Annotated in this window: 10 protein-coding genes and 2 rRNA genes; 1 reads left to right on the forward strand and 11 read right to left on the reverse strand. The window is 28.8% G+C overall.

What is annotated here, in order from left to right; all coding sequences use genetic code 11:
- Positions 1–14: 14 nt before the first annotated feature.
- The 4 genes from ACZ5EC_RS04360 to rfaE2 form a co-directional block, all read right to left on the reverse strand.
- On the reverse strand, positions 15–971 hold the full coding sequence (locus tag ACZ5EC_RS04360; protein WP_464303741.1) for a KpsF/GutQ family sugar-phosphate isomerase: 957 nt from the start codon (positions 969–971) through the stop codon (positions 15–17).
- Positions 972–1,070: 99 nt separating this feature from the next.
- Complete coding sequence (kdsA, locus tag ACZ5EC_RS04365) at positions 1,071–1,907, reverse strand: 3-deoxy-8-phosphooctulonate synthase (protein ID WP_464303742.1); 837 nt, start codon at positions 1,905–1,907, stop codon at positions 1,071–1,073.
- Positions 1,908–2,230: 323 nt separating this feature from the next.
- Positions 2,231–3,853 carry a CTP synthase gene (locus ACZ5EC_RS04370; protein ID WP_464303743.1) on the reverse strand — a complete coding sequence of 541 codons (1,623 nt, stop codon included), beginning with the start codon at positions 3,851–3,853 and terminating at the stop codon, positions 2,231–2,233.
- Between the two features lie 66 nt (positions 3,854–3,919).
- Positions 3,920–4,438, reverse strand: a complete 519-nt coding sequence (gene rfaE2 / locus ACZ5EC_RS04375; RefSeq protein ID WP_464303744.1) for a D-glycero-beta-D-manno-heptose 1-phosphate adenylyltransferase — start codon at positions 4,436–4,438, stop codon at positions 3,920–3,922.
- Between the two features lie 121 nt (positions 4,439–4,559).
- On the opposite strand from rfaE2, the gene glf reads away from it, so the two are divergent.
- Positions 4,560–5,708 carry a UDP-galactopyranose mutase gene (gene glf, locus ACZ5EC_RS04380; RefSeq protein ID WP_464303745.1) on the forward strand — a complete coding sequence of 383 codons (1,149 nt, stop codon included), beginning with the start codon at positions 4,560–4,562 and terminating at the stop codon, positions 5,706–5,708.
- A 128-nt stretch (positions 5,709–5,836) separates the two neighbouring features.
- Here the strand turns inward: glf and ACZ5EC_RS04385 are convergent, their stop codons facing one another.
- The 7 genes from ACZ5EC_RS04385 to ACZ5EC_RS04415 form a co-directional block, all read right to left on the reverse strand.
- Complete coding sequence (locus ACZ5EC_RS04385) at positions 5,837–7,027, reverse strand: glycosyltransferase (protein WP_464303746.1); 1,191 nt, start codon at positions 7,025–7,027, stop codon at positions 5,837–5,839.
- Between the two features lie 138 nt (positions 7,028–7,165).
- Positions 7,166–7,759: a D-glycero-alpha-D-manno-heptose-1,7-bisphosphate 7-phosphatase gene (locus ACZ5EC_RS04390; RefSeq protein ID WP_464303747.1), complete on the reverse strand. Its 594-nt coding sequence runs from the start codon at positions 7,757–7,759 to the stop codon at positions 7,166–7,168.
- Positions 7,749–8,783, reverse strand: coding sequence for a hypothetical protein (locus ACZ5EC_RS04395; protein ID WP_464303748.1), 1,035 nt, complete (start codon positions 8,781–8,783; stop codon positions 7,749–7,751). Before ACZ5EC_RS04395 ends, ACZ5EC_RS04390 begins: the two co-directional genes overlap by 11 nt.
- Positions 8,784–9,073: 290 nt before the next feature.
- Complete coding sequence (locus ACZ5EC_RS04400) at positions 9,074–9,802, reverse strand: uracil-DNA glycosylase (protein WP_464303749.1); 729 nt, start codon at positions 9,800–9,802, stop codon at positions 9,074–9,076.
- Positions 9,778–10,128, reverse strand: a complete 351-nt coding sequence (locus tag ACZ5EC_RS04405; protein ID WP_464303750.1) for a TraR/DksA family transcriptional regulator — start codon at positions 10,126–10,128, stop codon at positions 9,778–9,780. The genes ACZ5EC_RS04400 and ACZ5EC_RS04405 overlap by 25 nt, the downstream gene beginning before the upstream one ends.
- A 602-nt stretch (positions 10,129–10,730) precedes the next feature.
- Positions 10,731–10,847: ribosomal RNA gene (gene rrf, locus ACZ5EC_RS04410) — 5S ribosomal RNA — on the reverse strand.
- Between the two features lie 62 nt (positions 10,848–10,909).
- A 23S ribosomal RNA gene (locus ACZ5EC_RS04415) occupies positions 10,910–13,904 on the reverse strand.
- Positions 13,905–13,917: the final 13 nt, after the last annotated feature.

Here is a 13,917-nt window from a genome sequence, read left to right on the forward strand (position 1 = left end):
TTTTTAATTAACTACTAAATAACTTTTTTTGACAAAATATCATGGATATGGATTACTCCACTAAGTTTGTTGTTATCATCTACAACAACTAATTGTGTGTATTTCCCTTCCATTTTTTCAATTGCTTCAAGTACAAAAGAATTTTTGTTAATTTTTTTAGGATTTTTAATCATTACATCTTTAGCTTTTTTATCTAAAAGATTATCAACTTTTAATAATAATCTTTTTAAATCACCATCTGTTAATATACCTGTAATTTCATCCTTATTATTAACAAAAACACACAACCCTTTGTTTTTTTTGATAATTAGTTCTAAGGCTTCTTTAATTGTTATATTTTCATGGCCAATTGCAAATTCAGATTTTGGAGTCATTACCTCATAAACTTTTTTTAACTGTCGTCCTAAAGAACCACCAGGATGAAACATTGCAAATTGTTCTTTTTTAAAATTTCGTTTTTCCATTAAAGCAACTGCTAAAGCATCTCCTAATGCTAAAGTCATTGTTGTTGAAGTTGTTGGAGCAAGATTCATAGGGCAAACTTCTTTTACATTAGGAAGTAACAAAACTATATCAGAAAGTTTAGCTAATGATGATTCTTTTCCGGTAGTTATAGCAATAATTGGTATATTTAATCTTTTTGGATAAGGAAGAATATTTAATAATTCCTCAGTTTCTCCTGTCTTTGAAATAGCAATAATAACATCTTTTTCCATTATTACACCAATATCACCATGCATTCCTTCCATAGGATTTAAAAAAAATGCAGGTGTTCCTGTTGAAGAAAAAGTAGCAGCGATTTTACTTGCAATATGACCAGATTTTCCAACACCTGTTAAAATAACCTTACCTTTACAATTATAAAGAATTTCTATTGCTTCATTAAAATTATTATCAATATTATTAGAAAGTTTTAACAAACTTTCTGCTTCACTTTTTAATACATCCTTAGCTATTTTAACAAAATCCAAATTTATTCCCCTTTTCTTTTTATTCATACTAACAAATATTTAATAAAACTAAAACCATAAAAATTAAAAAAAGCATTATTTTATTTTTCAAATACAAAATTAAAAGATATTTGAACGTAAAAAATGTGATATCTTCTCTACTTTTTCAATTAAAACTTCTAGGTCATCTATTAAAATTAAATTGGTTGAATCAGATTTAGCTTGTTCTCTTGAAAAATGCGTTTCAAAAAATAGTGCATCTACAAAAGAAGCTGTTGCTGCAAATGTCAAATTATCAACATATTTGGGTTCTCCACCTGATATTCCTTTAATTCCAGGTAATTGTAATGAATGTGTTGAATCAAAACAAAGTGGAGCAATTTTTTTTAAGTCAGGAAAATATTTAAAATCATTTACCAATCTATTATACCCAAAAAAAGTCCCTCTTTCTGTAATAAAAAAATTGTCGTTTCCTGAATCTTTTACTTTTTTTGCAACATGTTCCATTTCCCATGGAGATAAAAATTGCCCTTTTTTTAAATTTAATGCTTTTTTTGTTTTAGCAGCAGATGTTACTAAATCTGTTTGTCTTATCAAAAAAGCAGGTATTTGAATTATATCAACAACATCAGCAACAATTCGAGCCTGTTCAGGCAAATGAATATCCGTTATAATCGGAAAATTGAACTGCCTTTTTATTTTTTCAAATATTCTTAATCCTTTTTCAAGTCCAATTCCTCTAAAAGATTTTAAAGAAGTTCTATTAGCCTTATCAAAAGAGGATTTATAAACTAAACTAATTTTATATTTTTCCTCTATTTTTTTTAATCTCTCAGCAATTTTCAAAGGGATATATTCATCTTCAAGTACACATGGACCAATTATATATATTAAAGGATTTTTATTTCCCATTTTTATACTTTCAGTAATTTTAATTTCTTTGGAATAAACTATCATAAATACCTCTTATCAATTTTTTTTATCATTTTTGTTCTTTTAATTATATTTATTATTTTCATCATGTTTTTTATTTTCAAAATTTTATCTATTTAACATTCTATAGTTATTTTATATTATATTTTATATTATATTTTAAATTATACTTTATATTCTATTATCATTTATATTTTAAAATAAGTATTTTTTAAATTTATTTTTTTATTTACTTTAAGCAATTTATTCTCTCTTTTACACACATCTATTTATATCATGTTTAAATTATTTTTATTAATTAAAATATTATATTTTCATTCATTATTATAATTAAGTTACTATTTACTTTAATTATATCTTTTTTTCATAGCACATTTAATAAATTCTCTAAATAATGGATGTGGTTTAAAAGGTTTTGATTTAAATTCAGGATGGAACTGAACTCCAACTCCAAAAACATGGTTTTTCCATTCCATTATTTCAACTAAGTTCAATTCTTCATTTAACCCCGAAAAAAGAACTCCATTTTCTTCGAATATTTGTTTATATTCATTGTTAAATTCATATCTATGTCTATGTCGCTCTGAAATTTCTTCTTTTTGATAAGCATTATATGCAAAAGAGCCTTTTTTAATTTTACATTTATAAGCTCCTAATCTCATTGTACCACCTTTTTCTGATATATTTATTTGATCTTCCATAAGGTGGATAATTGGATATTCAGTATGAGGATCAAATTCTTCTGAATTAGCATTTTCTAATTTTAAAACATTTCTTGCAAACTCTAACGCCATACATTGCATTCCAAGACATAACCCAAGAAATGGAATTGAATTTTCTCTTGCAAGTTTAATTATTTTTATTTTTCCTTCAATTCCACGTGATCCAAATCCGCCTGGAACTAATATACCGTCAGCTTTAGATTTAATTTCATCCAGTAATTGTGGATTTTTAATAACTTCTTCAGAGTCAATCTTTTTAATATGAATTTTGATTTCATTTTCAATCCCTGCATGTTTTAAAGATTCATAAACAGATTTATAAGCATCGTTTAAATGAATATATTTCCCACAAACATAAATATTTAAAAATTTATTTTTTTGTTTTTCAATAATATCAATTTTTTGTTTTATTTTTATCCATTTTTCTAAATTTATCTTTTTATCTTTCATTCCTAGAAGCCGTAGTATTCTTTTTTCAACTTGAAGTTCATGATAAATTAAAGGTAAATTATATATATTGTCAACATCTGGAGCTTCTATTACATCTTGTTCTTCAACTGAACAAAATAAAGCTATTTTTCTTCTCATCTCTTTTGATAATACACCAGAAATTCGTGTTAAAATGATATGAGGAAATATTCCTATTTCTCTTAAAGCTTTTACTGAATGCTGAGTAGGTTTTGTTTTGTATTCACCAGCAACAACAATCTTTGGTATCAAAGTTAAATGAATAAAAATAACATCGTTTTTATTTTTATGATAAAACTCTCTAGCTGCTTCTAAAAAAGGAACTGATTCAATATCTCCTACTGTTCCACCAATTTCAATAATCTGAATGTCTGGTTTAACTTCATCAGATAATTTTTTAATCATATTTTGTATTTCACCAGTAATATGTGGAATTACTTGAACAGTCTTACCCAAATAATCGCCTTTTCTTTCTCTATTTATAACTTTTAAATAAACTTTCCCCGTAGTAATAGAATTTAGTTCAGAAAGATAAGAATTAGTAAATCTGGAATAATTACCTAAATCAAGGTCGGTTTCTGCTCCATCATCAGTAACATAAACTTCACCATGTTGATAAGGTGACATGGTACCTGCATCAACATTCAGGTATGGATCTATCTTTTGTAAAACGACTTTAAATCCTGATGCTTCAAGTAATGCACCTATTGTAGCTGACGCAATTCCTTTTCCTAAAGAAGAACATACCCCACCTGTTATAAAAATATACTTAGTCCCCATTTTATATCCTTAAAGAAATAATAATATTTTATTTAAAAAAAATATATATTTTTTTTATAATAATTGTTATTTAATATTCTTAATATTTTCAATTATTTTTGTTGTTGAATATCCATTAACATAATCCAAAATAATTATTTCTCCACCATAACTTTTTATTATTGAATATTCAGGAAGATTTTCTTTTTTATAATCCCCACCCTTTACATGGATATCAGGTTTAATTTTCGCTATAATATTAATTGGAGTTAATTCATCAAAATAAGTAACATAGTCAACAAAAAATAAAGCACTAAGTGCAAAAACTCTATCATCCAATTTATTAATGGGTCTATCCTTACCTTTTAAAGCTTTTATTGATTTGTCTGAATTAAGAGCAATAATTAATTTATCACCCAATTCTTTAGCTTGAATTAAATATTCTAAATGTCCTCTATGCAAAATATCGAAACACCCATTAGTAAAAACAAGTTTCGTTTTTACTTTATTTTTTAAATCATTTTTTCTAAATTGCTCAAAGAATTGCTCTAAATTTTCAGGTTTAATAAATTTTTTAATTAGTTCTTTTTTTACTTCTTTTTTCATATTGATAAATTAAAAAATTTATAAAAAATGTCAAAATTTAAAATTAAATAGATGAATAGGTATTATTAGTTGATATTTTCATATTATTAAGTTTAATGAGTAAAAATGATAAGGAGTTTTTATGGATTTTCAATATATTGTTGTAGGTGCTGGATTTGCAGGATCTGTTATTGCTGAAAGAATATCGAATATTTTAAATAAAAAAGTTCTTTTAATAGAACAAAAAAATCATGTAGGTGGACATTGTTATGATTATATAGATAAAAATGGAATAATTATTCATAAATATGGTCCACACCTTTTCCATACAAATTATGATAATGTATATGATTATCTTTCAAATTTTACTGAATGGGATTTATATAATCATAAAGTTTTAGCTTTCATTGATGGACAAAAAGTACCAATACCATTTAATCTGAATACACTTCATAAAATATTTCCTAAAACACTTGCTGATAAGCTTGAAAAAAAACTTATTGATAAATACACATATAACTCTAAAATTCCTATTCTTGAGCTAATGAAAGAAAAAGATAAAGACTTACTGTTTTTAGCAAACTTTATTTATGAGAAAGTGTTTAAAAATTACACTATCAAACAATGGGAAATAAAACCTGAAAATATTGACCCAAATGTAACAGCAAGAGTCCCTATTTTTATTGGAAAAGATGATAGATACTTTAATGATAAATATCAATGTGTACCTAAATATGGTTACTCTAAAATTTTTAACAATATGCTTAATAATAAAAATATAAAAATATTATTAAATACAAGCTTCAATGAAATAATTGATATTGATTATAACAAACATGATATTTACCTTTTTAAAAACAAATTCAAAGGAAAATTAATCTTTACAGGAATGGTTGATGAATTATTTCAATTTAAGTTTGGATATTTACCTTATAGGTCCCTAAATTTAAAATTTGAAACTATCAATAAAGAATTATATCAAGAGACTGCAACAGTAAATTATCCTAACAATTACAAGTTTACAAGAATAACTGAATTCAAACATATTCATCCAGTTAAAACTGAAAAAACTACAATTCTAAAAGAATATCCTCAAAAATTTGAATTTGGAAAAAATAATCCATATTATCCAATTTTTACTGATGAAAATAATAAAAAATATAATAAATATTTAGAATATTCAAAAAAGTTCGAAAATCTTATTTTACTTGGTAGACTTGCTGAATACAAATATTACAATATGGATCAAATTATCAATCAAGCACTTATAACTTTTGAATCACTAAGATAAAAAGAGTAATAAGCAAAAAATATAATAACATAGAAAAAAATTTAAACAAAAATAATTTACAAAAATCTATATAAAATATAGATGAATATAAGTTTTTTAAAATATTTATAAATTATAACTATTAAAATTTATCTATTTTTTTTATCTTTAATTATTTTTAAATATCTATCATATACCATTTCTGCTACCTGAGACCATGTTATATAAAGTGTATCATGTGCTTTTTGTCCAACTTTTTTTCTTAATTCAGGGTTTTTCATAATATGAATAATTTTTTCAGCAAAATTTTTAACATCATTCTCAGCTAAAAACCCATTATATTCATCTTCAATATTTTCAGATGCTGTAGAATTTTTAATTAATATAGCTGGAACATTAAAAGCAGCTGATTCTTTTAAAGTTAAAGGGGAAGTATCATAAAGTGACGGAAAAATAAAAAGATCAGTTCTAGCTAAAAATTGTTTAATTTGTTCTCTATTTTTAATTACTCCTAAAAATTTAACTCTATCTTCAATTTTAAATTCTTTCACCATTTTTTTCATTTTGTTTTCAGCATATCCCTGACCAATAAAAATCATCAAAAAATCAAGATCAGTTTTTTCTTTTAAATATTTTAAAGATTTTAAAGTTAGTTCATGATTTTTTTCCCATATCAATTGTCCAATGAAAATCATGAGAAAAGTATTTTTCTTAATTTTTAATTGTTCTTCAGTTTTTTGAATATAAGAATCAATATTATTTGGAACAATTAAATCTGTACCATTAGGCATTACAATAATATCCTTTTTAAAACCATATTCCCTTAAAGTAACTTCAGTTTTTTTATTAGGGATCCAAACCTCATCCGCTGATTCATAAAATTTAACTATTTTATCAACATAATGTTGAATAATTTTCTTATTAGTTGTAACACGTTTAAAATCTTCATGGTACTTTGTATGGAAACTAGCTACAAATGGAATATTATTTTTTTTAGCATATTTTAAACCAATATTTCCAGCTTTAAATGGGGAATGAGCATGAATAATTCCAAAAGGAATTCTATTAAGTTTATATTGAAATTTTAAATCAATTGAAGGTATTCCATATCTGTATGGTGGCCTATTTATAATTGGAATAGAAAAAAATCTTAAAACCTCAAAATCTTCTTTATCTTTATGTTTGGGATATTTAGTTGTAATAACATATACTTTATGTCCTTTTTTATGAAGCCAATAAGCATAATTTTTTGTAACCAAACCAACACCATCCATTATAGGGGGAAATGAATCATTAAATTGTCCAATAATAATCTCTTGCTTATTTTTAATATTTTCCATTAATTTTCCTCCATTTATTTTAAATAATTAGATTCTAATTTTTATTTTATTCTTTTTTAATAATTTTAAATATTTCTGCTATCTTTTTAAATTAATACAAAAATTAATAAAAAAAATATTATTTGAAAAATCTAATTATTAATGTTTGATAATTTTTTTTAATTCAAATAGACTATCAATATTGAATATCTTATTTTGATTAATCAATTTCTTCATATTTTCAGATAATGAATAAAGTTTTTTTATATCATTTCTTTTATTTTCTAATTTATCATTAATTTCAGGATACCCACGATTAATAAAAATAGGATTAATGCCTGAATTAATTGCCATTTCAATATCTGTGTATCTATCGCCTACATAATATGATTTTGACAAATCTATATTATAATAAGCTTCTAATCTTTTGATCATCCCTATTTTTGGTTTTCTACATAAGCAATTATCTTCAGGTAAGTGTGGACAAAAAATATGGTCAGTTATTTTTATTTCATTTTTTTTTAAAAAATCTATTAATAATTTCATTTGTTTTAAATAATAACTTTTTGAAAAATAGTTTCTATTAATTCCTGATTGATTTGACACAATAAAAATTAAATAATCTTTAGTTGATAGATATTTCAAGGTTTCTAAAGAGTCCTTAAAAAATTCAACTTTGTTAAAATCACAGTTATATACTTGATCTTTTATTAAAGTATTATCTTTATCAAAAAATATTGATCTATTTTTCATAAAAATAATCACCTGCAAGTAAAATTTTTGATTCTCCTGTCTGGTAAACTTTATTATCAATTACAAGATTCTTAATTATACCCCCTTTATGGTAAATAGAATAAAAATTAAAATTTTTTCTATTTTTAATATTTAAAAAACTTAATAAATTATTTTTTAAGATATTATCATTTTCATTTTCAAAAGCTCTATACCCTAACATGTTTAGAATAAATGAAGTAGAAGCAGAAGCAGTCCCACAACTTAATGTTTCATTTGCACCTCTTTCTCTAGTTCTTAAAAAATATTTATTTTTATAATTCATAAGAATTGATACATTAACAATTTCTTTTTTATCCTTCCCTTTTTCTGGAAAAAAATTTTCATGAGTAAACACAAACAAATCTTCAATATTGAAATTATCAAATGTCTTAATATCTAAATTGTTATTAAAAAAATATATAAAGTGCAAATTTCCATTATCAACCGCAAATAAATTAAAATTTGTATTCTTATAACTTATATTAAGTTTATTAATATTCTTATATATCTTTGGATTACCCACATGAGTAAAAACTCTTAACATATTTAAATCATTTAAATATGATATAATTTGATATTTTGATAATTTTTCCCCATCAATATCTTTTTCATTTAATTTTTTAAATAAAATATAAATAGTCTTTAAACCTGAATCAGTATTTATAAAAATTCTATCTATATTATAATTGCTTTCGTTGTCAACCTTATTTAATTGGTCTAATTGGTATTTTTTTTTATAAAGTATGTAATAGGTAGCACCTCTTAATCCATTGCCACACATTTTAGCTAATGATCCGTCACTATTATATATTCTCATTTTAAATTTCTTGCTACTAATAGTATCAATAGTAATAATACCATCAGAAGATAATCCATAAATTTTATTAGAAAGTTGTTTGGAAATATTAGCATACTTAATATCATCATAATCTTTAATATAATCCATATAAATATAAGGATTTCCAACATTATCAATTTTTACAATATCATTTATTAATAACATAAATATAACCCTTTACAAAATAGATAAAAATACTTATTTTTAATTAACTAAAATTATAAGTGATTAATTATTATATAATTAATTATTATATATTGTTAATTGTATTAATAAACAGAAATAATTAAAATTTTTATTAGATCATATGATATAATTGTTTTACCTACAATAAAATAGCATTATAATTTAAAATAACAATAAATAAAAATCATGAACTAAATAAAGATATAAAAAGATAATAAAAAATAATTAAAAAATCTATAAATAATTTATAAAAAAATAATAAATTTAAATTAATTAAAATTAATATTATTCTTTTTACAAAAATAAATAATTTTTTGAAAATCTTGTTTAGCAAAAGGTTCTAAATTATTGTTTCTTAAAAGAGCAGATGGATGATAGGTTGCATAGAAATAGATATTTTTATCTTTTCCAAATCTCTTTATTTTATAAAACTTTCCTCTAATTCTTGATAAACTTAATTTTGTTTCCAGAATAAATTGAGATGCAACTAAACCTAATCCAATAATTAATTTAGGTTTTATATAGTCTACTTGTTTTTTTAAATAAGGAAAGCATTTAATTGCTTCTTCTAGCTTTGGATTTCTGTTATTTGGTGGCCTACATTTAACAACATTTGTTATATATACTTTATTTCTATCAATATTAAAGAATTTTAAATATCTATTTAACAATTTACCAGCTCGACCAACAAAAGGTCTTCCAGATAAATCTTCTTGTTCGCCAGGACCTTCTCCAATAAACATTAAATCAGCTTCTAAATTTCCCTCACCAATAACTACATTGGTTCTAAATTCAGCTAATTTACACTTATTACAATTTTTAATTTCATTTAATAATGTAATAAAATCTTCAGTCTCTTTCTGTACTATATCATCTTTATCATTTGTAATTATTTCAATTTTTTTGAATTTATTTTTATATATTTTATTGTTTTCATAATATGATAGAAATTTATCAATTGTAGTATAAATTTTTAAAATCTCTTTTTCTTTGCACATTCTTTACAAAACTCTGTATATGGAATAAATTCTAATCTATCTTCACTAATTTCTTTTCCACAACTTATACAAATACCATATGTACCATTATCAATTCTTTCTAATGCATGATCAATTTTTTTTAATAATTTAATATTAGTTTCATCAATGTTTTCCTTTAATTCAGACTCCATAATAGCAGAAGCAAGATCGTATTCTTCTGAATATGTTTCCCCTGAATTTGATTCATTATTCATAAATTCATTTTCTTCAATGATTTCCTGTAACAATTCTCTTTTTTTAGTTTCTAATATTTTTTTAAATTTTTCTATCTTCTTTTTATCCATAAATTCTCCATTATATTTATTTTGGAAATTTTTTATGTGCTATCTATTTACATTAAAAGATTTTTTTGTAAATAAAAATTTTATTATTTTTTTTATAATTTAATTTTTATATTATATTTTTTTAATTTATTCATTTTTTAGACTTTATAATATATCGTTTCTTTATTCCGTTTGTCAATACCTTTGTTTTTATTTTTTTTATACAAATAATTAAATCATAGCAATCATCTAATAAAAACAAATACTAAATGAATTTTTCTATAATAAAATATAATAAAAAAATAAAAAACAATAAAATAGAAGTTATATTTATTTACAATTATAGATTTTTAAATAATTTACGCATAATTATTGACATAATATGTGGATATAAATATTTAGAAAAAAACAAAATGAATTATTAAAGCCAAATATTTTTTATCTTAATAATAAAAACAAAAAGAACAAAATCAAAATAAACTTTAAAAAGTTATAAAGTAAAAAAATACATTAATATAAAAAAATTTAACAAATTTATTAGAATTAAAAAAAATAAGTATATAAATCAGTTCAGAATGTAAAAATTTGAACAAATAAATATTTAAATTAAAGGATAAAAAAAAGCCTGGCGACGACCTACTTTTCCACAGAGTTTCCCCTGCAGTATCATCGGCGAAGGAGTGCTTAACTTCTGAGTTCGGTATGGGATCAGGTGTTACCACTCCTCTATGGTCACCAGGCATTTAATATATACAGTTAAGAGTGTATGATGTGGTATCAATAAAATAGGATAGTAGAAGAAAGGGGCAAGTCAAACGGTTTATTAGTACTGGTCTGCTAAACATGTTACCATGCTTACACATCCAGCCTATCAACCAGGTAGTCTACCTGGAACCTTCAGGGATACCTAATCTTGGGGTAGGCTTCCCGCTTAGATGCTTTCAGCGGTTATCCCTTCCGCACATAGCTACCCGGCTATGCCGTTGGCACGACAACCGGTGCACCAGAGGTGCGTCCAATCCGGTCCTCTCGTACTAGGATCAGATCCCCTCAAGTATCCCACGCCCACGGCAGATAGGGACCGAACTGTCTCACGACGTTCTGAACCCAGCTCACGTAACTCTTTAATCGGCGAACAGCCGAACCCTTGGGACCTGCTCCAGCCCCAGGATGAGTTGAGCCGACATCGAGGTGCCAAACACCGCCGTCGATGTGAACTCTTGGGCGGTATCAGCCTGTTATCCCCGGAGTACCTTTTATCCGTTGAGCGATGGCTTTTCCACTCAAAACCACCGGATCACTAAGACCTACTTTCGTACCTGCTCGAAACGTCTCTCTCGCAGTTAAGCTCCCTTTTGCCTTTGCACTCTAAAAGCTGATTTCTATACAGCCTGAGGGAACCTTTGTACACCTCCGTTACTCTTTGGGAGGTCACCACCCCAGTGAAACTGCCCGCCTGACAATGTCCGTAGATATCCACTACCTCCGTTAGAGATCCAGTATGATAAGGGTGGTATTTCAAGGACGGCTCCTCCGAGACTGGCGCCCCAGATTCTCTGCCTCCCACCTATCCTACACATACCATACCAAATCCCAATGCCAGGTTACAGTAAAGGTTCACGGGGTCTTTCCGTCTAACCGCGGGTAATCGGTATTTTCACCGATACTCCAATTTCACCGAGCTCCCTGTTGAGACAGCGCCCCAGTCGTTATACCATTCATGCAGGTCGGAACTTACCCGACAAGGAATTTCGCTACCTTAGGACTGTTATAGTTACAGCCGCCGTTTACCGGGGCTTCGGTCAAGAGCTTCTTATCCATAATGGATAATAACCCCCTCCCTTAACCTTCCGGCACCGGGCAGGTCTCAGTCCCTATACTTCGTCTTGCGACTTAGCAGAGACCTGTGTTTTTGGTAAACAGTCGCCAGGGCCTCTCTTCTGCCACCCCTTTCTGCTTCCAGGTAAATCCCTTCCACATACTCAGGGCCACCCTTCTCGCTAACTTACAGGTGCATTTTGCCGAGTTCCTTAACAGGGATTCTCTCGTGCGCCTTTGGATACTCACCTCGCCTACCTGTGTCGGTTTGCGGTACGGTTGCTTAATAAGCTCCTTTAGCAGCTATTTCTCGGCAGTCAGGCTCTTCCTAATCCCAGATGCCGTAACACCTGGTCTTCGTCCCCCATCAGGTACTTAATGTGAAAGGATTTGCCTCTCACTTCCCCTACAGGGTTGAACGTACAACCATCAGTACGCTAGGATTCACCCCCTGCGTCACCACTTCAGTCAAACGCTTATTAAACAGTACTGGAATATTAACCAGTTGCCCATCAGCTACGCCTTTCGGCCTCACCTTAGGAACCGACTAACCCTGGGAAGATTTGCTTTACCCAGGAAACCTTAGGCTTACAGCGAGCAGATTTCTCATCCGCTTTATCGCTACTCATGCCGGCATCCTCTCTTCAGTTGCCTCCAGTAAGCTTTACAACTTACCTTCTTCGGCTTCCCGAATGCTCCCCTACCCAGTATAGTATATCCAGATACTATACTGCCGTGCCTTCGGTTATTGGCTTAAGACCCGTTACATCTTCGGCGCATCATTGCTCGACCAGTGAGCTATTACGCACTCTTTCAAGGATTGCTGCCTCTAAGCCAACCTCCTGGCTGTCTTGGCAATAATACATCCTTTCCCACTTAGCCAATAATTCGAGACCTTAGACAACGGTCTGGGCTCTTTCCCTCTCGACCACGAAGCTTATCCCCCGCAGTCTCACTCCTATGAAATACTGTATAGGCATTCGAAGTTTGGTTGGGTTTGGTACAGATCTCTCCGCCCTAGCCCATTCAGCGCTCTACAACCTATATAGCTCCATAAGGCTGCTCCTAAAAGCATTTCGGGGAGAACCAGCTATCGCCAGGTTTGTTTGGCCTTTCACCCCTATCCACAGCTCATCCGATACGTTTTTAACCGTAACCGGTTCGGACCTCCAGTGAGTTCTACCTCACCTTCATCCTGGCCATGGATAGATCACCTGGCTTCGGGTCTACTCCATCGTACTTAACGCCCTATTAAGACTCGGTTTCCCTTCGGCTTCAGGGCTACTACCCCTTAACCTCGCACAATAGAGTAACTCACCGGCTCATTATGCAAAAGGCACGCAGTCACCTAAATAAATTTAGGCTCCTACAGCTTGTAGGTCAATAGTTTCAGGTTCTATTTCACTACCCTCACGGGGTGCTTTTCACCTTTCCCTCACGGTACTGTTCCACTATCGGTGGCCAGTTTATATTTAGCCTTGGATGGTGGTCCACCCTGCTTCCCACAGAATTCCACGTGCTCCGTGGTACTCAGCATCTACCCCATAATATCTACCATATATTTCGGGTACGGGACTTTCACCCCCTTCGGTTTAGCTTCCCAGCTAATTCCCCTATATATGATAAATATTACCCGGAATCCTGTAATCCCAGATGGATAAATGCTACAACCCCCATATCACAACGGTACAGGCCTTTAACATGATATGGGTTTGGGCTGCTCCCCTTTCGCTCACCACTACTTAGGGAATCTCTTTTCGATTTCTTCTCCTCGGGTTACTTAGATGTTTCAATTCACCCGGTATCGCCTCTCGCTTACGCAAGATACCATACGCCTTTTCAGCATACGGTGGGTTGCCCCATTCGGATATCCCCGGATCATAGCTCGCTTGCAGCTAACCGAGGCTTTTCGCAGCTTGCCACGTCCTTCTTCGCTTCTGGCCCCTAGGCATCCACTATTGACCCTTATTCCCTTGCCCCTTCCTCCTACTT

The sequence above is a fragment of the Exilispira thermophila genome, assembly GCF_055389015.1.

Excerpts from the sequence above, each read along its gene's own strand:
- kdsA (WP_464303742.1), bottom strand. The coding sequence starts at position 1,907 with ATGATAGTTTATTCCAAAGAAATTAAAATTACTGAAAGTATAAAAATG.
- ACZ5EC_RS04370 (WP_464303743.1), bottom strand. The coding sequence starts at position 3,853 with ATGGGGACTAAGTATATTTTTATAACAGGTGGGGTATGTTCTTCTTTA.
- rfaE2 (WP_464303744.1), bottom strand. The coding sequence starts at position 4,438 with ATGAAAAAAGAAGTAAAAAAAGAACTAATTAAAAAATTTATTAAACCT.
- glf (WP_464303745.1), top strand. The coding sequence starts at position 4,560 with ATGGATTTTCAATATATTGTTGTAGGTGCTGGATTTGCAGGATCTGTT.
- ACZ5EC_RS04385 (WP_464303746.1), bottom strand. The coding sequence starts at position 7,027 with ATGGAAAATATTAAAAATAAGCAAGAGATTATTATTGGACAATTTAAT.
- ACZ5EC_RS04390 (WP_464303747.1), bottom strand. The coding sequence starts at position 7,759 with ATGAAAAATAGATCAATATTTTTTGATAAAGATAATACTTTAATAAAA.
- ACZ5EC_RS04395 (WP_464303748.1), bottom strand. The coding sequence starts at position 8,783 with ATGTTATTAATAAATGATATTGTAAAAATTGATAATGTTGGAAATCCT.
- ACZ5EC_RS04400 (WP_464303749.1), bottom strand. The coding sequence starts at position 9,802 with ATGTGCAAAGAAAAAGAGATTTTAAAAATTTATACTACAATTGATAAA.
- ACZ5EC_RS04405 (WP_464303750.1), bottom strand. The coding sequence starts at position 10,128 with ATGGATAAAAAGAAGATAGAAAAATTTAAAAAAATATTAGAAACTAAA.